General features: G+C 64.1%; 20 protein-coding genes and 1 pseudogene. 4 read left to right on the plus strand and 17 right to left on the minus strand.

The annotated features are described in order from the left end of the window. Positions 1-2 precede the first annotated feature (2 nt). Positions 3-1,388, minus strand: coding sequence for a cysteine--tRNA ligase (gene cysS, locus QZZ02_RS00330; RefSeq protein ID WP_291841525.1), 1,386 nt, complete (start codon positions 1,386-1,388; stop codon positions 3-5). A gap of 232 nt (positions 1,389-1,620) precedes the next feature. On the opposite strand from cysS, the gene folE reads away from it, so the two are divergent. Next, positions 1,621-2,238: a GTP cyclohydrolase I FolE gene (gene folE, locus QZZ02_RS00335; RefSeq protein WP_291841526.1), complete on the plus strand. Its 618-nt coding sequence runs from the start codon at positions 1,621-1,623 to the stop codon at positions 2,236-2,238. Between the two features lie 84 nt (positions 2,239-2,322). Here folE and gstA read toward each other — a convergent pair whose 3' ends face one another. Continuing rightward, entirely contained in the window at positions 2,323-2,943 is a 621-nt protein-coding gene (gene gstA / locus QZZ02_RS00340; RefSeq protein ID WP_291841527.1) for a glutathione transferase GstA, read from the minus strand. 33 nt (positions 2,944-2,976) lie between these two features. Then, the gene (locus tag QZZ02_RS00345; protein WP_291841529.1) at positions 2,977-4,050 is read right to left on the minus strand and encodes a nitronate monooxygenase; all 1,074 of its coding nucleotides are present in this window, start codon (positions 4,048-4,050) and stop codon (positions 2,977-2,979) included. 131 nt (positions 4,051-4,181) lie between these two features. Here QZZ02_RS00345 and QZZ02_RS00350 point away from each other — a divergent pair, with 131 nt between their 5' ends. Next, positions 4,182-4,547, plus strand: a complete 366-nt coding sequence (locus tag QZZ02_RS00350; RefSeq protein ID WP_291841530.1) for a helix-turn-helix domain-containing protein — start codon at positions 4,182-4,184, stop codon at positions 4,545-4,547. 11 nt (positions 4,548-4,558) lie between these two features. Here QZZ02_RS00350 and QZZ02_RS00355 read toward each other — a convergent pair whose 3' ends face one another. Further along, positions 4,559-6,259, minus strand: coding sequence for an alkaline phosphatase D family protein (locus tag QZZ02_RS00355; RefSeq protein WP_291841531.1), 1,701 nt, complete (start codon positions 6,257-6,259; stop codon positions 4,559-4,561). A gap of 111 nt (positions 6,260-6,370) precedes the next feature. Next, complete coding sequence (locus QZZ02_RS00360; protein ID WP_291841532.1) at positions 6,371-8,731, minus strand: TonB-dependent receptor; 2,361 nt, start codon at positions 8,729-8,731, stop codon at positions 6,371-6,373. Between the two features lie 163 nt (positions 8,732-8,894). On the opposite strand from QZZ02_RS00360, the gene QZZ02_RS00365 reads away from it, so the two are divergent. Together QZZ02_RS00365 and QZZ02_RS00370 are read left to right on the plus strand one after the other, a co-directional pair. After that, positions 8,895-9,902, plus strand: a complete 1,008-nt coding sequence (locus tag QZZ02_RS00365; protein WP_291841533.1) for an RluA family pseudouridine synthase — start codon at positions 8,895-8,897, stop codon at positions 9,900-9,902. A 14-nt stretch (positions 9,903-9,916) separates the two neighbouring features. Next, positions 9,917-11,110 carry a Xaa-Pro peptidase family protein gene (locus tag QZZ02_RS00370; RefSeq protein ID WP_366511480.1) on the plus strand — a complete coding sequence of 398 codons (1,194 nt, stop codon included), beginning with the start codon at positions 9,917-9,919 and terminating at the stop codon, positions 11,108-11,110. Here QZZ02_RS00370 and QZZ02_RS00375 read toward each other — a convergent pair. The 12 genes and pseudogenes from QZZ02_RS00375 to QZZ02_RS00430 all read right to left on the minus strand — a co-directional run bounded on the left by QZZ02_RS00375 (position 11,107) and on the right by QZZ02_RS00430 (position 22,276). Continuing rightward, entirely contained in the window at positions 11,107-11,445 is a 339-nt protein-coding gene (locus tag QZZ02_RS00375) for a multidrug efflux SMR transporter (RefSeq protein WP_291841535.1), read from the minus strand. The genes QZZ02_RS00370 and QZZ02_RS00375 overlap by 4 nt on opposite strands. A gap of 4 nt (positions 11,446-11,449) precedes the next feature. Continuing rightward, the gene (locus QZZ02_RS00380; RefSeq protein ID WP_291841536.1) at positions 11,450-12,091 is read right to left on the minus strand and encodes a glutathione S-transferase; all 642 of its coding nucleotides are present in this window, start codon (positions 12,089-12,091) and stop codon (positions 11,450-11,452) included. After that, a complete protein-coding gene (gene folP / locus QZZ02_RS00385; RefSeq protein WP_291841537.1) occupies positions 12,092-12,922 on the minus strand; it encodes a dihydropteroate synthase in 831 nt (276 codons plus the stop codon). It lies immediately after the preceding gene. Between the two features lie 217 nt (positions 12,923-13,139). Beyond that, a pseudogene (ftsH, locus tag QZZ02_RS00390) lies at positions 13,140-14,972 on the minus strand (ATP-dependent zinc metalloprotease FtsH); the annotation flags it as partial. A 101-nt stretch (positions 14,973-15,073) separates the two neighbouring features. Continuing rightward, the gene (tilS, locus tag QZZ02_RS00395) at positions 15,074-16,429 is read right to left on the minus strand and encodes a tRNA lysidine(34) synthetase TilS (protein WP_291841540.1); all 1,356 of its coding nucleotides are present in this window, start codon (positions 16,427-16,429) and stop codon (positions 15,074-15,076) included. Between the two features lie 2 nt (positions 16,430-16,431). Next, positions 16,432-17,316, minus strand: a complete 885-nt coding sequence (ybgF, locus tag QZZ02_RS00400; protein WP_291841541.1) for a tol-pal system protein YbgF — start codon at positions 17,314-17,316, stop codon at positions 16,432-16,434. A gap of 111 nt (positions 17,317-17,427) precedes the next feature. Continuing rightward, positions 17,428-17,952: a peptidoglycan-associated lipoprotein Pal gene (pal, locus tag QZZ02_RS00405; protein WP_291841542.1), complete on the minus strand. Its 525-nt coding sequence runs from the start codon at positions 17,950-17,952 to the stop codon at positions 17,428-17,430. A 133-nt stretch (positions 17,953-18,085) separates the two neighbouring features. Continuing rightward, positions 18,086-19,447, minus strand: coding sequence for a Tol-Pal system beta propeller repeat protein TolB (tolB, locus tag QZZ02_RS00410; RefSeq protein WP_291841543.1), 1,362 nt, complete (start codon positions 19,445-19,447; stop codon positions 18,086-18,088). Positions 19,448-19,474: 27 nt separating this feature from the next. Next, positions 19,475-20,308 (minus strand): hypothetical protein, encoded by an 834-nt coding sequence (locus QZZ02_RS00415; protein ID WP_291841544.1) that lies wholly within the window; start codon positions 20,306-20,308, stop codon positions 19,475-19,477. A 13-nt stretch (positions 20,309-20,321) separates the two neighbouring features. Then, entirely contained in the window at positions 20,322-20,756 is a 435-nt protein-coding gene (locus QZZ02_RS00420) for a biopolymer transporter ExbD (protein WP_291841545.1), read from the minus strand. A gap of 4 nt (positions 20,757-20,760) precedes the next feature. Then, on the minus strand, positions 20,761-21,429 hold the full coding sequence (gene tolQ / locus QZZ02_RS00425) for a protein TolQ (protein ID WP_291841546.1): 669 nt from the start codon (positions 21,427-21,429) through the stop codon (positions 20,761-20,763). A gap of 178 nt (positions 21,430-21,607) precedes the next feature. Beyond that, on the minus strand, positions 21,608-22,276 hold the full coding sequence (locus QZZ02_RS00430) for a hypothetical protein (RefSeq protein ID WP_291841547.1): 669 nt from the start codon (positions 22,274-22,276) through the stop codon (positions 21,608-21,610). Between the last annotated feature and the right edge of the window lie 11 nt (positions 22,277-22,287).

Below are 22,287 nucleotides of genomic sequence, written 5' to 3' on the forward strand. Positions count from 1 at the left end.
TCCTAGTCCAACTTGCGCCAGGTCGAGCCTTCCGGCCCGTCATCGACCTGGACCTTGAGGGCGTTGAGCGCGTCGCGAACCGCGTCGGCTGTCGGCCAGTCCTTCTCCTCGCGCGCCGTCTGGCGACGCACGATGAGATCATCAATCTTCGCCCGTTCGGCCGGATCGAGATCGGTCAGGCCGAACCAGGAATCGGGGTCCGACTGACCCAGACCCAGCAGGCCGGCCGCGGCCAAGAGCTCGCCCTTGGCCCGGGCCTTTTCGACATCACTCACCGCCTTGTTGGCATTGCCGGCCAGCTGGAACAGCTCGGACAAGGCCTTGGGCGTGTTGAGATCGTCATGCAGCGCTTCAAGGAAAGCCGCCGGCACGTCGGTGGCTGAAGCCTCGATATCGCCGAGACGCCGCAGCACGCCATAGATGCGATCAAGCGAACGACGAGTCTTGGCCAGCAGGTCCGCCGTCCAGGTCAGCGGGGCCCGGTAATGGGCCGTCAGCAGGGCATAGCGCAGCACCTCGCCGGGATAGTCCTTGATCAGCTCGTGCACCAGTTGAACATTGCCGAGCGATTTCGACATCTTGTCGGTGCCCATGGTCAGGAAACCATTGTGCAGCCAGTAATTGGCCATCGGGGCGCCCTTGTGGGCACAGACAGACTGGGCGATCTCGTTTTCATGGTGCGGGAAGACCAGGTCGGTGCCGCCGCCATGAATGTCGATGGTCTTGCCGAGATGCTTCTCGCTCATCGCCGAGCATTCCAGGTGCCAGCCCGGACGACCGCGGCCCCACGGGCTGTCCCAGCCCGGCTCATCGTCCTTCGCCGGCTTCCACAGTACGAAGTCAGCCGGATTGCGCTTGTATCCGGCCACCTCGACCCGCGCCCCGGCGATCATCTCGTCGAGATCGCGATTGGAGAGGCGACCGTATTTTTCATATGAGGATACATCGAACAGGACATGGCCGTCCGCCTCATAGGCATGACCGCCATAGACGAGATTCTGCACCATGCCGATCATCTCGGGGATATGGTCCGTGGCCTGCGGCTCGATGGTCGGCAGGGTGACGCCCAGCGCGCCCATGTCGGCGCGGTAAATGTCGGCAAAATGTGTGGTGATCTCGTCGATCGGCTTGTCGCTCTCGCGGGCCGCCTCGATGATCTTGTCGTCCACATCGGTGATATTGCGGGCATAGATCACCTGGTCCTCGCCATAGAGGCGGCGCAGGACGCGGAACAGCGTGTCGAAGACCACCGCCGGGCGGGCATTGCCGATATGGGCGTAGGAATAGACGGTCGGTCCGCAGACATACATCGTCACCCGGTCCGGATCGGTCGGTTCGAAGTCGCGCTTGCGGCGCGCCATCGTGTCGAAAAGGGTGAGGGAATTCATTGGGTAACCGTTCTTTGGTCGAGGGTGATACTGAATTATTCCGCGCCGTCTGCGGCGCAATCATTGGAAACCGCGCGCGGAAAGCCTAAATAACCGCAAGCGCAAGAGCGCGAAAGCAGAGGATAACAGGTCGCAACAGTGAAAACTGTTGTCTGCATCCTCGATCCGGAAACCGGCACTACGGTTTGGACGTATACGCCGAACCGACCCGATAACGAAAGGATCCATGAGGATGGACGCCGTGACCCCTGACGCTGCCCGTATCCTGGCCGCAGCCAAAACCAAACCGAGCCGCGAGGAGGCCGAGGCCGCCGTTCGCACCCTGATCTCCTGGGCCGGCGACGACCCGAGCCGCGAAGGCCTGCTCGACACGCCCAAACGCGTGGTCAAGGCCTATGAGGAATGGTTCTCGGGCTATGATGCCGACCCGCTCAAGGCGCTCGGCAAGACCTTCGAGGACGTGCAGGGCTATGACGACATGGTCATGCTGACCAATATTGATGTCGAGAGCCATTGCGAACACCACCTCGCCCCGATCATGGGCGTGGCGCACGTTGCCTACCTGCCGTCAAAGGCCGTGGTCGGCATCTCCAAGATTGCCCGCGTGGTCGAGATCTTCTCCAAGCGCATGCAGACGCAGGAGACCATGACAGCCCAGATCGCCGATGCGCTGACCGACGCGATGGAGCCGCGCGGTGTCGCCGTCCTCGTCGATGCCAAGCACCAGTGCATGACGACGCGCGGCGTGCATCACCCGAACGTCTCGACGATCACCACCACCTTCACCGGTGAGTTTCGCAATGACCGCGATCTGAAGGATCGCTTCATGCGCCTTGTCGAACGCGCCTGATCCTTCCTGACCGGCCAGTGACGAATACTGAAAAGCCCCGCAGCCAGGCTGCGGGGCTTTTTGTTGTGCGGTGACAAACGGCCGTCAGGCGGCTTGCAGCAAGCCTTCTGCCTCAAGCGCCGCCTGCACGGCAGGACGCGCCGCGACCCGCGCCTGGTAGGCCGCCAGTCCGGGGTGATCCGCAAGGCCGATTTGCGTCGGACCGGTCCAGTTGGTCAGGGTGAAAAGATAGGCGTCCGCGATGGTGAACACCTCGCCGGTCAGCCAGGACCGCCCGTCGGCGAGCGCCGCCTCGACCATGTCGAGCCGAGACTTCACCTTCTTGATGGCTGCCTGCCGGGCTTCATCACTCGACCCCGGCGTGAACAGCGGGCCGAAGGATTTGTGCAGTTCCGACGACAGGAAGGTCAGCCATTCATTGACGCGGGCGCGCGCCGCCGTGCCGGCTGCCGGAGCCAGACCGGCCTCGGGATGACTGTCCGCGATGTGCTGGACGATCGCCGCGCCTTCGGTCAGCGGCAGGGCTTCACCGATCTCGAGCGCCGGGACATAGCCCTTCGGATTGATATTGCGGAAACGGTCACCGCTGGCGACCAGCTTTCCGGACGCCAGATCGACCTGGATGAGTTCGACGGGCAGGCCCGCCTCACGCAGTACGATATGCGGAGACAGCGAGCAGGCGCCAGGGGAGTAGTAGAGTTTCATCAGACTTGTCCTTTGCTGGTGATGAAGGGGCAGTCAGGCAGCGACATGGGTCGCTGCCGGGGCCGTGAGGTCGGCCATCAGATCGCCGACGCGGCGATGCTGGAGCAATGGCGCGCCCTGGCCGGCATAGAGCGAGGCAAAATCCTCGTCGCCGGCGGCAAGGGCGGCACGTTTGAGATGTCCCAGGAACCAGGCCTGGACCGGGAAGGGCGGCAGGCGATCGGCCCGCGCTTCCATTTCGGCAATGACCCGATTGGGAATCCCGCGCGCAAGGCGGCCGGTATAGGCGCGGGTGAGCACGGTCTGGCGGGCCCGGTCGCTGAACAGCACGTCCCGGTGGGCGTTGTTGGTGCCGGACTCAGCGCAGGCGAGAAAGGCGGTACCCAGCTGGGCCGCGCCGGCCCCCAGAGTCAGGGCTGCATCGATGCCGCCCCTGTCGGCAATACCGCCGGCCGCGATCAACGGGCGCTTGATCCGGCTGGCGATCTGACGGGTCAGCGGCAGCGTGCCGACCAGATTGTTTTCCGGCGGCTCGAGGAAGGCCGGGCGATGCCCGCCGGCTTCAAACCCGGTCGCCAGGATCAGGTCAATGCCGGCCGCATCCAGCGCCTCGGCCTCGGCCAGCGTTGTCGCGGCGCCGAGCGTCAGGATGTCGCGCACCCGGCAGGCTTCGAGAATGCTCCGGTCCGGAATGCCGAAGACAAAGGAGAAAACTCGCGGTCGGGCTTCCAGCACCGCGTCGACCTGGTCGACAAAGCGCGGATGGTAGCGCCGTTGCGGCTCTGGTCGTTCCAGACCGTACTCGGCAAAGAAGGGCTGGAAGACCGGCCAGACTGCGTCGTAGGCATCGGACGAAAGACTGTCGCCACCGGGATCATGATCCGAAATCCACAGATTGAGCGCGACCGGTCCATCTGTTGCTGCGCGCAAATCCGCGGCGAGCGCATCGATCCCGTCCGGCTCAAGGATATGAGCCCCGAACGAGCCGAGCCCGCCGGCGTTGGCGACAGCGGCCGCGAGCTCAACCGTCGACAGACCTCCGCCGAACGGCCCCTGGATGATGGGGTGCGACAGACCGATGCGCTGTTGAACTTCGGTTATGGGCATGCCGTTTCCCTCCTGTGCATTGCCGTCGGGGGCACAGGTGGGGCGCGGACTTACGAAATGTAACCATGTCTCTTTCGGTTATCGGTATTTTGTACTATCCCCCTGGTAAGCCACTTACCGGATGACCCGTCATGCTCAAACGCCGCCGCAACCAGGCCCCGCCGCTTGATGACGCGATGCACTGCCCTGTCAACGAGTGCATGAAACTGCTCGGTGGCAGCTGGACGCCCTATATCATCTGGCATCTCTCGGCCGGGCCTCGCCGTTTCTCGGAACTGGAGAGCGATATCCCGCCGATCTCTGCCAAGGTCTTGTCGACCCGGCTCAAGGCGCTTTGCAGCAAGGGCGTCGTGATCCGCACAGTCCAGCCGACCTCGCCACCCAGCGTGGACTACACACTCAGCGAACTCGGCCGCGAATTGCTGCCGGTCATCGAAGCCATCGTCGATGTCGGCACCCGGCTGAAACGCGCGGCAGGTGCCTGTACGGACGCGTGACCCTGCCGTGCCTAGCTGACGCGCTCGGCTGCGGCGACAGTACCGCTGGATGCCGGCCGGACACGCCAGGCGCTCTCGACGCTGGCGCGATAGTCGCGCGTGAGAATGTCACTGACCCTGACGAATTCCGCATCGGCCGCCGCAGGCGTCAGCGTGAGGCGGATATAGCCATGGTCTTCCATGTTGCAGTGGCCGACATCGGGATTGGCCTCAACCATCATCCGTCCGTAATCCACGCCCGGCGCCTTGAATCCCGAAAAGGGTGACGGGCTGGTCACCGAGGCCCCGACCAGCTCGGTGCCAATCCGGTTGCCGTCATTGTCGACAAGGTCATTGGCCCAGAAGGAATGCACATCGCCGGTGATGGTGATGACATCGGCATCAACTGCGCGCAGGGCCGCGAACAGGCGTTCGCGCTCGGCCGGATAGCCGTCCCACATGTCGAGATTGAACGGGATGCCGAAACGGGTCCGCATGATGAATTGACGCGCAAACTCGCTGTTGCGGGTCGCCCACCAGCGCAGCCAGCCGGGCATTTCGGTGGCGAAATTCGGGAAGTTGACGCGCGCCATGATGACCTGGTTGGCCAGAATGCGCCACGGCTTGCCAGCGGCCTTGGAGGCACCACAGGCCGCCCCGATATCGGCGATCTGCTCGGCCCCCAGAAGGGTACGCTCCTCGGCCCCGACCACATCGCGTTTCCACGCCGCCACTGCCTCCAGATTGGCCGGATCGGTATCGTCCGCGTCGGACGCAATCGGGAAGGTGTCGAGACCGATTTCCTGGTCGCGGGCTGTCAGTCGGCTTTCCAGCAGGCAGAGCGTCGCCAAATCACCGATCTCGTAGGTGCCGCGATGCTGGCGCAGATCGGCGCCCGGCTCGCGGGCCGGCTGCCAGTCATACCAGGCACGCAAGGCGGCGTCGCGGCGATCTTCCCAACTCCCCTCGCCCTCATTGTGGTTCTGGGCGCCCTCGCGCCAGGCATTGTTGGCGGTCTCGTGATCGTCCCAGCTGATGATCCAGGGGGCGGCGGCATGCAGCGCCTGCAGGTCCGGATCGGACTTGTACTGGGCGTGGCGCTGCACATAGTCCTCGAAGGTGACCGTTTCGCGCGCCGGGGCGGGTACACGGTTCATCGCCTCGGAATTCTCGGTCGCATATTCGCCCGGCGCGTACTCATAGAAATAATCACCCAGGTGCACCACGAGATCGAGATCGCCGTTCTCGGCGGCTTCACGATAGACGTTGAAATGTCCGGCCGGGAAATTCGAGCAGGAAAAGACGCCGATCCGGTATTGATCGAGCGCCCCTTCCGGCAGTGTCCGCGTCACACCGACCGGCGAATACTGGTCGTTGAGCCGGAAACGATAGAAATAACCGGCACCCGGTTCGAGACCGGTCGCGAGGATTTTCAACGTGCCGAGCGGCTGCATCATCACATAGGTGATCTCTTCGCCCTGCTCGAAAACGATGTCGGTGAAGCCCTCATCCCGCGCGACCTCAACGCCGCGATAGCCGCCAGCATCATTGGTCAGGGCCGTCCACAACATCACACTGGTCTGGTCCGGATCGCCCGACGCAACGCCGTGATTGAAATGACCATTCTCGACCGGCTGGAACACATCCGGCGATTTCGAGCAGGAAGAAACGGCGAGCCCCGCACCTGCCGCCCCGATCAGGGCGGTCCGGCGTGTCAGATTGGTCTTGGTCATGATGTCCCCTCACCGCGCCGAGCTGTCATCGGCGTCACCTTGAATTCGACAGCCAGAATGAACGCAGCACGGGCGATCTTGCAACCGCCCGCGCCGCAATCCTTGCGTCGGCTAGAAGTCGGCCCCGATACGCACGCCCCAGAGAAGCGGCGCGCCGGCGATGAAGGTCGGGATCCCGAACGACCCGCCGGTATTCCCGGCATCGATCAGGTAGTCTTCATCGGTCAGGTTCGAGCCGTAAAGCTCGGCATGATAGCGCTCGTCTGCGCTTTCATAGCGCAGGCGGGCATTGAGCAGACCGTAGGACGGCTGCTGCAGTACACCGCCAAAGCGGTCATTATCGTTGTCGAAAAAGATCTTCGACTGCCAGGACCAGGTCGGGACCAGGCTCACCGAGCCCCAGCCACCGCTTGCGACTTCCCAGTTCAGGCCCAGCGCGAGGGCATGTTCCGGCGCGTAGCGGAAACGATTGCCAGCCAGTTCGAGCGCATTGCCCTGGCTGTCCGTGTCGTCAAAGCTGGCGTGGTTGTAGGCATAGCTGACGAAAAGATTGGCGCTTTCGGCCAGATCGAAATCGCCCTGCAGTTCCAGGCCATACTGGGTCGCATTGCCGGCATTGTCGGTAATGAAACTGACCGTGTTGGGATCAAAGCGCGTGGTCTGGAAATTCTCGTATTCGGAATGGAAGACCGAGCCGGACACCGTGCCACGATCAAAGGTGAGGAAGGCACCGACTTCCAGCGAGTCGACAATCTCGGCCGGGGCTTCGGAGAAGAAGCTTGGCACCGAGGTGTCGACCGAGATCACGTCGGGACGACGACCGCGCGCGAAGCTGGCCCAGGTATTGAGGCGATCCGTCACGGCATAGGAGGCCGCGAAGCGCCAGGTGAAATCATCGAACTCGCCATCCTGGCTGACAAAATCGCCATTCGGCGTGTAGGGCACAATCAGCGTGTCGCCGAAAGTGACGAAGTTCGGGCCCGACAGGGAGCGCCCGTAGCCGCGTGAGGTCTTGTCTTCCGCCGTATAGCGCAGGCCCGCGGTCAGGGTGAGCCGTTCGGTCACCGCGTATGACGCATCTGCGAACACATCCCAGGATGTGGTCTCGGCACCATTGGCGGCCTCTTCCAGATAGAAGTCGCGCAGCGGCACGAGCTGGTTCTGGGTCAGCAGTGCAGCGACCGAGTAGGGGAAGGGATTGAACGGATTGTCGAGATCGACACCCGGGAAACCGCCAAGGGCGAGAAGCCCTTCAAGCTGTTCGACGGTGGCGCCAAAACCGGCAGCGAGCGTCGGCGCCAGGAAAGCCTGGGCGACCCGCTCGTCCAGACCGATCGGGATGCGCTGTTCGCCTTGCTCTGTGAACCACAGCGCGCCGACGGAACCGGTCAGCCGGTCGCCATTGTCGTAGGACAGGCGGAATTCCTGGCTGAACTGCTCGCCGACCGCATCTTCGCCGATGGTCAGGAAGGGCAACGCCGTCCCGTCCGGATCAAAGATTTCAACCGAGGTGAAATCACGCCAGCCGGTGATCGAGGACAGGGTCCAGGCATCATTGAGCGCGTAATCAGCCAGCAGGGTGACGCCGCGCACTTCGCGGTCGAGGCCGAGCGGGGCGCCGCCCTCAAAGCCACCGAACGTATTCAGTGCAGCCGCTGTGTGCGGGTCGGTATCACCACCGGGCGCCGGAAATGTGCCCGACTTGAAGGAGGTGCCCGGAGGGGTGTCCTGCTGGAAATTGGCAATCAGGTCGAAGGAGAAGCGCTCGGTCGGGGCACCGGAGAACACCATGCGCACGGCCTGGGTGTCGCGGCCCTGCAGGCCCTCGCCGCCCAGCGCATTGTCGATATAACCATCGCGTTCGCGGCTGACCGCCGCAAAGCGCAGGCCATAGTCTTCGGAGAGCGCGAAATTGACATGGCCACGGGCTTCAAGCTGGCCTTCATTGCCGGCGCCAACTTCCACCGAGGCCGAGAATTCGTCCTCTGCCTTGTTCTGGATGATGTTGATTCCACCGATCAGCGCGCCGCGACCGAACAGGGTCGGCTGCGGGCCCTTGGCCACTTCCACGCGCTCGACGTCGAACAGCTCGACATAAGAGCCGCGCGAGCGGGTGATCGACACACCGTCCTGGAACACGGCGACACGGGTCTCCGACGTCGCTTCACCGCTGTCGGTGGTGATGCCGCGGATCGAGTAGCCGGTATTGTTCGGGCTCTGCTCCTGAACGACGAGGCCCGGCGTGAAGGCGGCGAGGTCTTCAAAGTCGGCAATGTCGAGGGCTTCCAGACGCTCGGCGTCGAAAGCGGTGACATTGATCGGCACATCGGCCAGCGACTGCTCGCGGAACTGGGTGGTGACCCGGATGACATCCATGGTCTCGTCGTCACCGTCCTGGGCAAAGGCGGCAGGCGCGGCTGCGGTGAGCAGGCCGAGAGCGGCTGCGGTCAGAAGGCGGGACTTGAATGTCATGGGATACTCCTCGAACACGCGCAGCCCCCTCGACCGCGCTTGATCCGGCGTGCTTAGGCGCTGGTGATGACGCTTTGCCCACAGACCGGTGACAGCTAGATGACGCACTGCAGCAATCAGCCGGCACGTTGCAATCCGGCATCAGCTGGGGGAGTGTCCTGACATGACCGATATCGCAGAAACACGCACTTTCGAGGCGCCCGATGACGCCGCCGGCCAGCGGCTCGACCGCTGGCTCACCGCGACCGCGGAAACGCTGTCGCGTTCGCGCCTGAAAGCGCTGATCGAAGAAGGCCAGGTGACGCTGGACGGCGTGCCGGTGACCGACGCCTCGGCCAAGGTCATCGCCGGCGGCCACTACAGCGTCGCGATCCCCGCACCACGCCCCGACGCGCCGACGCCTGAACCCATGGACCTCAACGTGCTGCACGAGGACAATGACCTGATCGTGCTGCTAAAGCCGGCCGGCCTCTCCGTGCACCCGGCGGCCGGACACTGGTCCGGCACACTGGTCCACGGCCTCCTGCACCATTGCGCGGGCTCGCTGTCCGGCATTGGCGGCGTTGAACGCCCCGGCATCGTGCACCGTCTCGACAAGGAGACCTCGGGCGTGATGGTGGTGGCCAAGTCCGACATCGCCCACAAGGGGCTGAGCAAGCAGTTCGCGGCCCACACCGTCGAGCGCGCCTATATCGCCTTCACCCGCAATGCCCCGAACCCGAAATCGGGCCGCATCGAGACCCAGCTGGCACGCTCCTCGCGTGACCGCAAGAAGTTCGAAGTGCCGCACGATCCCAATTCGGAAGCCGGCAAGCACGCCATCACCAATTACACGACGCTGAAGCGTTTCGGCCAGGCCGAGGGCGCCGCCATCGGAACCGGCATGGCCGCCAAGGTCGAGTGCCGGCTGGAAACCGGCCGGACCCATCAGATCCGTGTCCACATGGCGCATATAAATTGCCCGCTTCTGGGTGACCCCATGTATGGCCAGAAACGCGGCCGCCTGCTCGACCATGACGACGAGTCAGGCACGCTGCGCGCCTTCCGCCGCCAGGCCCTGCACGCCGCCATACTCGGCTTTGACCATCCGGTCACCGGCGAGGCCCTGCGCTTCGAGACCGATCTGCCCGACGACATGAAACGCGTGGAAGCGATCCTGGAGACGCTGTGATGCCCGATGTCAAAATGACCCGCGGTGTTGGCGGATCAACCGCGAAGGCCGAGCTCGCAAAGCTGAGCGACCGTCTCGGCCATTGCCAGCCCGTCCCTGTCGAACGCTTCAGCGAACGGCTGGACGGGCTGCGCGCCCGCATGAAAGCGGCCGGCATCGACGCCGTCTGGCTCAATGCCGGCACCAATCTCACCTATTATACCGGCCTGCGCTGGCGGGCCTCCGAACGCCTGGTCGGGGCGCTGGTCACCGCCGATGGCGGGCTGACCTATCTCGGCCCGGCTTTCGAGACCGGCACGCTGGAAGCCTTCATGACCCTGACCGCCCCGCTGGCCGTGTGGGAGGAGCATGAAAGCCCGTACGACCTGCTCGCCGGGCTCGATGGCGCCGCCGGCCGTCTGGGGCTCGACCCGACGACGCCGCTGGTCACCGCCCATGCCATCCTGGCCGCCCATCGCGGCGAAAGCGCGGATGCCAGCGACCTCATACTGGCGGCCCGCCGGACCAAGGACGCCGAGGAGATCGCCCTGATGCAGGCGACCAAGGACGCGACGCTGGAGGTCCATGCCGCAGCCGCCCGCATCCTGCGCGCCGGCATGACGACCGGCGAGGTCACCGAGTTTATCCATGCCGCCCACAAGGCGGTCGGGGCGCCGGGCGGATCGACCTTCTGCATTGTCCTGTTCGGGCCGGACACCGCCTTCCCGCACGGCGTCGCCAATCCCAAGACGCTGGACGAGGGTGACATGGTGCTGATCGATACCGGCTGCGCCATCCATGGCTACCAGTCCGATATCACGCGCTCCTACGTGTTCGGTGAACCGACGGACCGCCAGCGCGAGGTCTGGGAGGCCGAGAAGGCCTGCCAGTTGGCGGCCTTCCAGGCGGCCCGACCCGGCATTGCCTGCAGCGCGGTCGACGCGGCCGCCCGTACCGAGGCCGAACGCCGCGGCTTCGGACCCGGCTATACCCTGCCCGGAATCCCGCACCGGACCGGTCACGGTATCGGCCTGGATATCCATGAAGGCCCCTACCTGGTCGGCGGCGATGACACGCCGCTGGAAGCGGGAATGTGCTTTTCCAACGAGCCGATGATCTGCGTACCGGGCGAATTCGGCATCCGGCTGGAAGACCATTTCTACATGACCGGGACCGGCCCGCGCTGGTTCACCGAGCCGTCGAAATCAATCGATGATCCGTTCGGCTAGGTCTCGCCGCTGACGGCCTTGAGACCGATGATTCCGATAAGGATCAGCGCCAGGAAGAAAATCCGCAAATGCGTGGCCGGCTCGTGGAAGACCAGGATGCCGAGGGTCGCGACGCCCAGGGCTCCGATGCCGGTCCATACGGCATAGGCGGTACCGGCAGGCAGGGACTTCATCGCCATCCACAACAAGGCCATCGAGGCGGCCAGCGCGGCGAAGACGGCCGCATGCTGCCACCAGGGCGCATCACTGCGGACATATTTGAACCCCAGCGCCCAGCCCATCTCGCAGATGCCGCCCAGCACCAGAAGCGTCCAGGGATTGGTGAGAAACGCCATGCGCTCAGCCCTGGCGCCGGAAATTGCGCGCCCAGACCTCTGCGACGAGCGGATCGGCCTCTGTCGCCTCGACCGCGGGCAGCAGGGCGGGACTGGTCGCCTCGAAGGCCGCACGGCCCGGATCCCAGCGGCTCATCATCGCGACATAGACATCCAGCAGGCTGAGGCTGTCGCCCAGCAGGAAGGGCCCCGGCGCACCGTCAAAGGCGTCATTCATAAGGGTCCACATGTCGCTGCGGCGCTGATTGGCCATGGCCAGCAGGGTCTCATGGGTCGCCGGGTCGGGATGGAAGCGTTCCGGCCCGTCCGACAGGGTGAAGGTGGAATAGACGCTCGAGGCCAGAAACAGCATCCAGCGCAGGTATTCGGCCCGTTCCGGTGCATCGGTGGCGGGCGCCAGGCCGGCATCGGGATAGCGGTCGCCCAGCCAGATCAGGATGGCGGCGCTCTCGGTCATGACGCTGTCATCGGGCAGGATCAGCGCCGGAACCTGGCCGGCCGGATTGATCGCCCGCACCCGGCGCTGCTCGGCCTCGTCACCGAGCGGATTGGCCTCGACGAAATCATAATCGGCACCGACCAGTTCCAGGGCCGCTTCCACACAGACCGAGCCAAAGCCGGCCTTGCCGTAGAGCGTATAGGTCATTCAGGCACGTCCCTTGCGGATGGCGGCCTGGACCTTGAGGGCCTGCACCGTCATGCGAACGTCATGGACCCGCACCATCGCCGCCCCGGCCGTGGCGGCCCGCAGCGCCGCAGCCAGCGACCCGCCCAAGCGCTCCATCTCGGCTGCGCCTTCATCAATGGCAGCGATGAAGCGTTTGCGCGAAGCACCGAACAGGACCGGATAGCCCAGCCCGATGACCTGATCGAGATCGTGCATGAGCGCGAGATTATGGTCGAGCGACTTGCCGAATCCGATGCCGGGATCGAGCCAGATACTGTCGGCGCTGACGCCCTTTGCCATCGCGATATCGGCGCGCTCGGTCAGGAAATCGCAAACCTCGGACACAACATCCTCGTATTGCGGGTCTTTCTGCATGGTCTGCGGCGTGCCCGACATGTGCATGAGGATGATCGGCACGCCGAGCTCGGCCGCCGTCTCGACCGCGCCGTCAGCCCGCAGCGCCATGACATCATTCCAGATATCGGCCCCCGCCTTGACAGCAGCCCGCGCGACGGTCGGTTTGAAAGTATCGATCGAAATGCGGGCTCCGCTTCGCTCGCGCAGAGTCTTGATGACCGGAATGACGCGGCGCAATTCCTCGGCCTCGGCGACCGGGGCAGCACCTGGCCGGGTCGACTCGCCGCCGACATCGATCACGTCGGCGCCGTTCTTGAGCATTTCCATGCCGCGTGCGACCGCAGCCTCGAGATCCACAAAATCACCGCCATCGGAGAAACTGTCCGGCGTGACATTGAGGACGCCCATCACGAAGGGCAGGTCGGACTGGCGGCGGGAACGGAATTTGGCCATGACGATCCGATTGCTGGGAACGGGGAATTCGATTGCCTGCCCCTGATATACGCTGCAGCGGCGCGGCACGACAATTGAAAAGCCCCGAACCTGTCAGGTCCGGGGCTTTTGCATCTGAACGCTCGAAGGCAGATCAGGCACCTTGTGGCTCAGCTCCCGGCTCGGGGCCTTCATCCGTGGTCGGCACGGCACTCACCGGAGCGTCGCTCGGCGGCTTTGGCGTATCGTCCGGACGGACCGGCGGCTTGCCCTTGAGCAAATCGTCGATCTCGGCGCCTGACAGGGTTTCATACTCCAGCAGGCCCTCGGCCAGCGTTTCCCAGTCCTTGCGCTTTTCTGTCAGGATGCGGCGGGCGGTTTCATTGGCCTCGTCGATCAGACGGCGCACTTCTTCCTCAATGATATGGGCCGTCTCGCCAGAGATGGATTTGGACCGTGTGAGCTCCTGCCCAAGGAAGACGTTCTGCCCGTTATCGTCCGAATAATCGATCGTGCCGAGCTTGTCGGAGAAACCCCAGCGCGTGATCATGGCGCGAGCCATGCGGGTCGCTTGCTGGATGTCCGACGAGGCACCGGATGTGATCTTGTCCTTGCCGAACTTCAGCTCCTCGGCGACGCGGCCCCCCATGGCGATAGCCAGGAAGGACGTCATCTGGGTGTAGTTTTCGGACAGCTTGTCGGCTTCCGGCAAGCGCATCACCATGCCGAGCGCGCGACCCCGCGGGATAATGGTTGCCTTGTGAACCGGATCGGCCTCAGGAACATTCAGCGAAACGAGGGCGTGACCGGCTTCGTGATAGGCGGTCAATTCCTTTTCCTGTTCGGACATGACCATGGAGCGGCGTTCCGGCCCCATCATCACCTTGTCCTTGGCATCCTCGAATTCCTGCATCGACACCCGGCGCTTGTTGCGGCGCGCGGCCAGCAGGGCGGCTTCATTGACGAGGTTGGCGAGGTCGGCGCCCGAGAAACCCGGCGTGCCACGCGCGATCACCTTCGGGTCGACATCATCGCCCAGCGGCACATCGCGCATGTGAACCTTCACGATCTTCTCGCGGCCAGTGATATCCGGATTGGGTACCACCACCTGACGGTCAAAACGGCCCGGACGCATCAGCGCCGGATCGAGCACATCAGGGCGGTTGGTCGCAGCGATCAGGATGATGCCTTCATTCGACTCAAAACCGTCCATCTCGACGAGGAGCTGGTTCAGCGTCTGCTCGCGCTCATCATTGCCGCCGCCAAGACCGGCGCCACGCGACCGGCCGACTGCGTCGATCTCGTCGATGAAGATGATGCAGGGCGCATTCTTCTTGGCCTGCTCGAACATGTCGCGGACACGCGAGGCGCCAACGCCGACGAACATCTCGACAAAATCCGAACCGGAAATCGTGAAGAAGGGAACATTGGCCTCACCGGCCACGGCGCGGGCCAGCAGCGTCTTGCCGGTACCCGGAGGCCCGATCAGCAGTGCCCCCTTCGGGATCTTGCCGCCCAGACGCTGGAATTTCGACGGATCCTTCAGAAATTCGACGACTTCCTGCAACTCTTCCTTGGCTTCATCGACACCGGCAACATCGTCAAACGTCTTGCGACCATGATGCTCGGTCAGCAGGCGCGCCTTGGACTTGCCAAAACCCATCGCGCCGCCACGGCCACCGCCCTGCATCTGACGCATGAAGAAGATCCACACACCGATCAGCAACAGAAGGGGGAACCAGTTGAACAGCATGGAGAGGAAGATATTCCCCTCTTCAGACACGGGCTCGACGCGCACATTGACATCGGCTTCGCGCAGCAGTGACACGGTCTGGGTATCGGACGGCGGCAATGTCACTTCGAAGCTCTCGCCCGAATTGGTGACGGCATGCAGCGTGTCGCCCTGGATCGTGGCGCTGGAAATCTCGCTGCGTTCAACACGGTCGAGGAAGTCCGAATAGGACGGTCCGCGCTGTTGCGATGCCGGGTCAGAGGACTGCCCCATCATCTGCATCAGGACCATCAGCAGGACCAGCACTACGGCCAGGATCGCAAAATTTCTCATGGGCATGCGTTTATCCGTTCATTCATTCAGTCATTCTCGACCAGATATGGGCATTCCGGTTGCGCGGCGCCAGTCGGCCACGCAGCCCGCATGCAATACCGACCCTTTCAGACCGCATCGGGCTCATCAAACCATCTGGCCGCACCTTGCGGAAGCAGACGCCTGCAAAATCTGTGCGCGATCAGCGAGCGCGCAGCCAGTGGCCCCTCCAGCGAGGCGAGGCCGGCAATCTCGACCACCTCGCCCGCCCGGCAACCGACCAGCAGTCCAGCCCGGGCCCGCCCCGGCACCCGGTCCAGTATAGCCCGATCAGGCACGTGTTGATACGCCTTGCCCAGCACACGCCATTCAAGTTCACCTTGGGATCTTGCGATTTCGAAACGGCCGTCAAAGACCCGGCTCGGTCCCGCCTCGCCGGAGACGGGCGCGTCATCGCTCCAGGGGTCCGGTTCCGGCCGGTCAACGCGGCCGCTGAGCGGTCCGCCATCACGGATCATCCAGCTCCCGCCTTTGCGGTCGTTCAGGAGGCGCACACCGCAGCCGGTAAACGGAGCTGCGGCGAGCAGCGCATCATCAAGGGGCGCGAGACGCGATCGGTTGGGCGTCTGGCCTTCACCTGAAATGGCCATGACGAGGGCGTCCAGAATGCTCAGGCGGATTGCCGGCGCCTGACCGGACCAGGTGGAGGCGCAGATATGGGCACCGCCCCAGGCTTCCAGCTCGACACAGGACTGCGCGGCCTGCCAGGCCGCAGCCCGTTCAGACCGCAGCAGGCCCTGAAATTCGGACGCCAGCGATGCCAGGCGCGCGGTATCGAGACCGCCTTGCTCAAGCGCCCCGATCCACCGCCGGGTCCTGATCCGCGCATATTGCAGATCGTCATTGGACGGGTCCTCGATCCAGGGTTCACCGGCGTCGCGAAGGATCTGGCGCAAGCTTTCCCGGTCAACACCCAGGCAGGGGCGGAGCAATGTCAGATCGCGCCCGTCGGGCCAGGCCGGCGACGGGGCCACTTCGGCCATCGCCGCGGCGCTGCGCCAGCTGCCGCCCGCGGCAAGCCTCAGGCAGACGGTCTCGACCTGGTCATCACGCGTGTGAGCGAGCATGAGCTGGCTGATCTGACGTGCCCGGCAGGCGCGTGCCAGCAAACGATGCCGCGCCTCGCGAGCGCGCGCCTGGAGGCCGGCGCCGCGTCTGGCCGCATTCCAGACAAGCACCTCACAGGGCCAGCCCAGCCGTCTGGCGGTTCTTGCCACCCGCAGAACCTCGTGATCAGCTTCCGCGCGCAGGCCGTGATTGACCGTGAAGACATGCACGGCGCGCCCTTTTTGCCGAGCCCAGCGAGACGCGATCAGGAGCAGGGCAAGACTGTCGCCGCCGCCGGAACAGGCGAGCCCGACCACGCCATCACCGGCCAGCCGGTCCAGCGCCGAAACGATTGTGTCGGCTGTTGCCGGAGCCACGCCTATCGGCAGTTGGCGCGAACCGATTCCCGCGCGGCACGAGCCTGCGATGCCGGAGCAGCATTGGGGAATTGGCGCCCAAAGCGGGACAGGGTCGCACACGCGTCCTCGGTGCGCCCCATGCCGTGCAGGGAAGCAGCCAGTCGGACCAGGGAATCCGGCGCCCGAACACCCTCCGGTGCCTGACGAAGCGATGCAATGTAGGCGTCCGCCGCCTGTGTGTAATCATTGCGCACGTAAAAGGTTTCGCCGAGCCAGTATTGAGCCTGGGCGGTCAGCGGATGATCGGGATTGTCCCGGACAAAAGCCTCGAACCCGCTCTGGGCGCCGCCAAAGTCACCCTCGTCAAGCCGCGCGCGGGCCGCGTCGAACGCGATCGCCGGGTCAGTCGGGGCCGCCTCTGCAGCCGCATCGAGGCTTGCCGCCGGAGCACCACCCAGGACACCGGTCGCCGCCGCGCGCGCCTCGGCGTGGGGATCATCGGGATCAACAATGGCGATCTGTGACCCGTCGACGCCGGCATCTGCGCCATCCAGGCCTTCACGCATCCAGGCCACGGCGGGATCATCCATCGACGGCCCGCTCGGCGCGGCACTGGCTTCAAGCTCGGCGTCCAGCTGGTCAAGTTGCTGGCGCAACTGCCGGTTCTCAAAGCTGAGGCGCTCGGTCTCCCCGGTCAGGGCCTGGACCTGGTATTCCAGCTCATCCATGCGCCTGATAAGCGCTTCGGCCACCGGGTCACCGGCCATAAACTCACGTTCCAGCTCGCCGATTCGAACTTCGGTAGCGTCGATGCGTTCAGACAGTTCCCGGCGGGACTGGGCCTGGGCGGGCGCGGCGGCGATCAACGCGGTCGCGAGGGCGGAGAGGCAAAGAAATCTGATCATGTGTACGCACCTAACGGACGAGGACGGCAAAAATACGGCTTTCCCGCAGAAGAATGGAAAACGCCCGCGACGGGCTTGTCACGGGCGTTTCCTGTTTCAGGCCTGGCCGGACTAGTTGGTGTAGCCGCCAACCAGTGTCGTGGCCGCATTGCGGTTGATCGCCCAGCAAGCTTCCGTCGACTGCGTACAGCTCGGCCGTTCCTTGCCGTAGGACGTCGTGGAGATCCGCGACGGATCCACGCCCTGGCTGATCAGGTAGGTACGCGCTGCATTGGCGCGACGGGCGCCAAGCGCCAGATTGTACTCGCGCGTTCCGCGCTCGTCGCAATTGCCGGCGACCAGGATGCGGGCACCCGGGTAGGAGGCGAGCCAGGCCGCCTGACGGCGCAGGGTAGCACGCGCTTCGTCTGACAGGTCATGACGGTCGAGGCCGAAGAAGACACGGTCACCGGCCGCTTCCACGAAATGGGCTGTCGAGCCAAGCTCATAGCCCGGCCCTGTATCGACAGGACCCGTATCCGGTTCGACGATCGGATCGGGATTACGCACGGGCGGCGTGTCATCGACCGGAGGGGTCGAGGCACATGCGGTCGCGAATGCCCCAAGCGCCGCAATTGCAAACAGTTTCATTTTCATAATGTTACACCCTCATCCAGCCCAAACGTACACCGCTTGAGGCTTACTCCCAATCACGCGTCACGTGATGCTAAACAGACGACGGCCCCCCCAATGGTGCCGCTTACCGGACAAGACGTTACGCAGAAACACCTCACTCAATCAAGGGCGACCACGCGGGATCGGACGCCATTCCGCCGGTCGCCAGCCGCCGCAAGTTGAAGCCCGCCAGATCGACACTCCAGATTTCATACCGCGTGCCATTGGTCCGCTGTTCCCCGCGCGTGAACAAAAGGACGCGTCCATTCGGGGACCAGGCCGGCGTGTCAACAAAGTAACCCTCGTACAATATGCGCTCGATGCCGGATCCGTCAGCGCGGACCACACCGAGCATGAACTGGCCGCCGACCTGTTTGGTGAAGGCGATCAAATCACCGCGCGGCGACCATACCGGCGTCGTATAGCGACCCGATCCGAAGGTAACGCGCTGAACCTCGGTCCCGTCACGATTCATCACGTAGAGCTGGGAACCGCCGCCACGAGCCGAGGAAAAGACGATCCGTTCGCCATCCGGCGAAAAGGACGGCTCAACATCATCGGCCGGGTGCTGGGTCAGCCGCTGCAGGCTGCGGGTCCGCAAGTCGAACAGGTGGATATCATGGCCGGACCGGGTTTCGATCGAGACGGCCAGCTCGGACCCGTCTGGCGAGAAACGCGCTGACAGGCTCTGGCCATCCGGGTCGACCTGGCTCGCCGCGCCGGCACCGCCGGAGGCAAACAGGGCTTCCTGGCGGCCGGTCTCGAGATTGTAGAGATAGGTCGTTGCCTGTCCGTCGAGGAAGGAGACATAGGTGATCTCCTGGGCGCTCGGCGAATAGTTCGGCAACAGGGCCATGTAGGAGCGGTCCGTCAGGAAGGACGGATTGGCGCCATCCTGGTCCATCAGGGCAAGCTGACGGATTGGCTCGCCTTCAATCCCTCGACCTTCCGAGACATAGACAATGCGCGTGTTGAAATAACCGGTCTCGCCGGTCAGGCGCTCATAGACGGCATCAGCAAGACGGTGGGCCACCCGGCGCCAGTTTTCCGGCGCAGTCCGGTATTGCAGGCCCAGGAGCTGTTCTTCCAGGCGGGTATCCCAGAGCCGGAAACCGACCACGAGGCGGCCGTCCTCCTGGATCGTCACACTGCCAACCAGCAGGGCATCAGCATTGATGACCCGCCAATCGGAAAAGCGCGGACGCAGGTCGATATTGGCGATGTCCTCAATGAAGGCGTCCTGGTCGACCGGGGCAAACAGGCCGGAGCTCGCCAGGTCATTCGCGACAACCCGTGTGATATCCGCGCCGCGGCGCATGGCTTCATCGGAAACACCGACAAAGTCCGGCACGGCGATCGGCATGGGATCAAGATTGCCCTGGGTCACATCGACCCGTAGCGGTTCCTGGGCGGTGGCAGCACTGGTCCAGCCGATCAGGGCCAATAACGCGGCAATCAGGACAAATGGGCGGGTCATGGGACAGGGTCTCCGGAACGGGTGTGTCTAGCCACCGTATAAGGACGGCGAAAAATTGACCTCAATTTGACGCCATTGAGAATAGGCTTCCGGCGGCAGCGGATAGGGCTGGCACTGGACAGCCGCGCGCAGGGCCCGTTCGCCGGCGACCCGCAAGTACGGATTTGGTGAATTGAGCACGCGTGACTGGTCGATGATGCGTGGCGGGCCGGTCAGTTCACCATTGCGATCCAGGTCCAACACCAATTGCACCGCCAGCTCGTCGGGTTCAGGCGCGTCCAGCGAGGCGCGCCAGCAGCGCGACAGATGGGAGCGCAGCATGACCTGCAGCGTCGCCGTCATCTCCTCGCCATTGCCGACCGCATTGCGGGTGGCACCTTCATCAGCCGCCTGGTTGTCGCGGGTTTCTGCGACGCTGCGGGACAAATCACCCAGCATGTCGTTGAGCGATGGCTCTCTCGGCTCGGGACGAGGGTCGGGGCGCCGTTCAGGCTGCGGCTGGGGACGCTCCGGCTCCGCTTCGGGCTCCGGTTCCGGCGCCTGCTCCTCAGGCTCGGGTTCCGGATCATTGACCGGCGCCGGAATGATTTCCGGCTCGGGCGCGACCGGTTCGGGCTCCGCAACGGGAGCCTGCTCGGGCTCGGCGATGTCATCCTCAATCGTGGTTTCCGGAATTTCCGCCTCGACCACCGGTTCGGGATCGGGCCGGGCCGCGCGGATATTGGTCGTTTCGCCCAGTGTGACCAGCTCGATCGGTACGACAGGCGAACTCTCCGGCATGGACGACATGCGGGGCAGATAGATCAGCCCCGCAGCAATGATGCCGGCGTGCACAAAAAGGGAGAGAACAAGACCACGCACTGGATGACCGCCGCTATCGTTCGATCGGGTCCGTCACCAGGCCCAGGTTGGAGAAGCCGGCGGCGTTGATATTCGCCATCACCCGGGCGACATCGCCATAGGCGGCGCCGTCGTCGGCGCGGATGTAGATCCGGGCGTCAAAGCCGGTGCCGGCAATGGCCCGCAAACGCGGGACCAGCTCGGCGATCTCGACCTCTGTCTCCTGCAGATAGATCACACCATCGGCGTTGACGGTAACGGTCAGCGGCTCTTCACCCGCTGGCAGGCTGCGCGCTTCCGTTTCCGGGAGGTTGACCGGTACGCCGACCGTGAGCAGCGGCGCGGTGATCATGAAGACGATCAACAGCACCAGCATCACGTCAACAAAGGGCGTGACATTGATTTCCGCCTTGGGTTTCCAGCGGGCACGACCGCGGCCGGAACCTCCGCTATCAAGGGACACAGCCATCCGACTAAAGCCCGTCGCGGTCGGCAAGGGCCGACAGCTCGTCCACGAAGCCGTCGAGGCGCGAACCGTACTTGGCGAGATTGGCCGAAAGGGCATTGAAGAAGATTACCGCCGGAATGGCGGCCAACAGACCCAATGCTGTCGCGAACAGCGCCTCGGCGATACCGGGCGCAACAACGGCGAGATTGGTGTCCTGGGAGGCGGCGATGGAGCGGAAGGCATTCATGATTCCCCATACCGTACCGAACAGGCCGACGAAGGGAGCCGCGGATGCGATGGTCGCGAGGATGCCGAGACCACCTTCGGAACTGGTCATCTGGCGGCCAGCTTCGGCGCCGGCAGCCTTGGCAACCCGGCCACCCGCATTGTCACCCTTCCATTCACGCAGCCCGGCCGCGAAGACGCGCGAGAAAGGCTCGCGGGCATTTTTGGCAAACTGGTCGGCCAGCGCGTCCAGCGACCGCCCGGACCAGAATTCACGCTCGAAATGCTTGGCCTTGGCATGCAGGCCGCGCAGCTGCAGTGCCTTGTCGATCGCAATCGCCCAGGACCAGACCGACATGAAGGCCAGAATGCCCATCACGCCCTTCACGACCCAGTCAGCGCGCATGAACAACGCGTAGAAGGAAAATCCTTCCACGACCTGCGCCACTTCAACGACAGAAGACTCCATTACGCTCACCCTTGCGCTCCGGGTCCGCGCTCGCCTGCGCCGTCCCGATACCGTGTTCCACAATCCGTCTGACGCCATGCAGGCTTCATGCCTGCACCAGCGCGCTCCGCCCGGAACGGATCCTTGCCTACCGAATACGGCAAATTTCAGGAGGTGATAACCCGCAAATACTGCGTGGTTACGCCTCGTCGTTGTGCGCAACCGAGTGCGCTGCAACCTCTTCGATCACATCCCAGTGCTCGACAACGCGCCCGTCTTCCAGGCGCAACAGGTCGCAGGCGCGATAGGTGGCACCGTCCATGTCGAAACAGGAAAACACGGCGACATAGGGCCCCTCGCCCACCATCTCATCGACACCATGATAGACAAGCCCGGGGCGCGGACGGCGACGGGCAACAAAGGCGCCATAGCCTTCCGGGCGGCAACAGGCGCCAGGTGAGTGGCTGACGAAACGCCCGCGATCTATGAAGGCATCGAGATGCTCGGTCTCGCCATCGAGCACAACCATGCGGATGAACGCTTGCACCTGCGCCTTGTTCAGGGCGCCTTCATTCTCAAGGTTGGGATCCGGATCGACCGCCGACGAGACAGCGCAATAGCCATCGCCCGCAGGATATCGCGCCGAGACCTGACGCTTCACCGCCATGGGACCGGACCGGTCGCGGCGGACCATGCTCATGGTCACCCAGACATCCCGATCCGCCTCCACCTCGTGAACCGAATGGATGAACATGTCCGGCCCGTCCTGCAGGACGCGGGCGACATTGAGCCCGAAATTGGGAGGCGGCGTCGACGGGCGTGTCGACGCGGGCTTCAAGCGTCCGGGCGATTTCAGAAATTCAGCCAAATCCATTCCCC

The sequence above is a fragment of the Maricaulis sp. genome, from assembly GCF_015665295.1.
Taxonomy (GTDB): domain Bacteria; phylum Pseudomonadota; class Alphaproteobacteria; order Caulobacterales; family Maricaulaceae; genus Maricaulis.

What these genes read in the sequence shown, in the direction of transcription:
- cysS (WP_291841525.1), bottom strand. Translation starts at nt 1,388, where the DNA reads ATGAATTCCCTCACCCTTTTCGACACGATGGCGCGCCGCAAGCGCGAC.
- folE (WP_291841526.1), top strand. Translation starts at nt 1,621, where the DNA reads ATGGACGCCGTGACCCCTGACGCTGCCCGTATCCTGGCCGCAGCCAAA.
- gstA (WP_291841527.1), bottom strand. Translation starts at nt 2,943, where the DNA reads ATGAAACTCTACTACTCCCCTGGCGCCTGCTCGCTGTCTCCGCATATC.
- QZZ02_RS00345 (WP_291841529.1), bottom strand. Translation starts at nt 4,050, where the DNA reads ATGCCCATAACCGAAGTTCAACAGCGCATCGGTCTGTCGCACCCCATC.
- QZZ02_RS00350 (WP_291841530.1), top strand. Translation starts at nt 4,182, where the DNA reads ATGCTCAAACGCCGCCGCAACCAGGCCCCGCCGCTTGATGACGCGATG.
- QZZ02_RS00355 (WP_291841531.1), bottom strand. Translation starts at nt 6,259, where the DNA reads ATGACCAAGACCAATCTGACACGCCGGACCGCCCTGATCGGGGCGGCA.
- QZZ02_RS00360 (WP_291841532.1), bottom strand. Translation starts at nt 8,731, where the DNA reads ATGACATTCAAGTCCCGCCTTCTGACCGCAGCCGCTCTCGGCCTGCTC.
- QZZ02_RS00365 (WP_291841533.1), top strand. Translation starts at nt 8,895, where the DNA reads ATGACCGATATCGCAGAAACACGCACTTTCGAGGCGCCCGATGACGCC.
- QZZ02_RS00370 (WP_366511480.1), top strand. Translation starts at nt 9,917, where the DNA reads ATGACCCGCGGTGTTGGCGGATCAACCGCGAAGGCCGAGCTCGCAAAG.
- QZZ02_RS00375 (WP_291841535.1), bottom strand. Translation starts at nt 11,445, where the DNA reads ATGGCGTTTCTCACCAATCCCTGGACGCTTCTGGTGCTGGGCGGCATC.
- QZZ02_RS00380 (WP_291841536.1), bottom strand. Translation starts at nt 12,091, where the DNA reads ATGACCTATACGCTCTACGGCAAGGCCGGCTTTGGCTCGGTCTGTGTG.
- folP (WP_291841537.1), bottom strand. Translation starts at nt 12,922, where the DNA reads ATGGCCAAATTCCGTTCCCGCCGCCAGTCCGACCTGCCCTTCGTGATG.
- ybgF (WP_291841541.1), bottom strand. Translation starts at nt 17,316, where the DNA reads ATGATCAGATTTCTTTGCCTCTCCGCCCTCGCGACCGCGTTGATCGCC.
- pal (WP_291841542.1), bottom strand. Translation starts at nt 17,952, where the DNA reads ATGAAAATGAAACTGTTTGCAATTGCGGCGCTTGGGGCATTCGCGACC.
- tolB (WP_291841543.1), bottom strand. Translation starts at nt 19,447, where the DNA reads ATGACCCGCCCATTTGTCCTGATTGCCGCGTTATTGGCCCTGATCGGC.
- QZZ02_RS00420 (WP_291841545.1), bottom strand. Translation starts at nt 20,756, where the DNA reads ATGGCTGTGTCCCTTGATAGCGGAGGTTCCGGCCGCGGTCGTGCCCGC.
- tolQ (WP_291841546.1), bottom strand. Translation starts at nt 21,429, where the DNA reads ATGGAGTCTTCTGTCGTTGAAGTGGCGCAGGTCGTGGAAGGATTTTCC.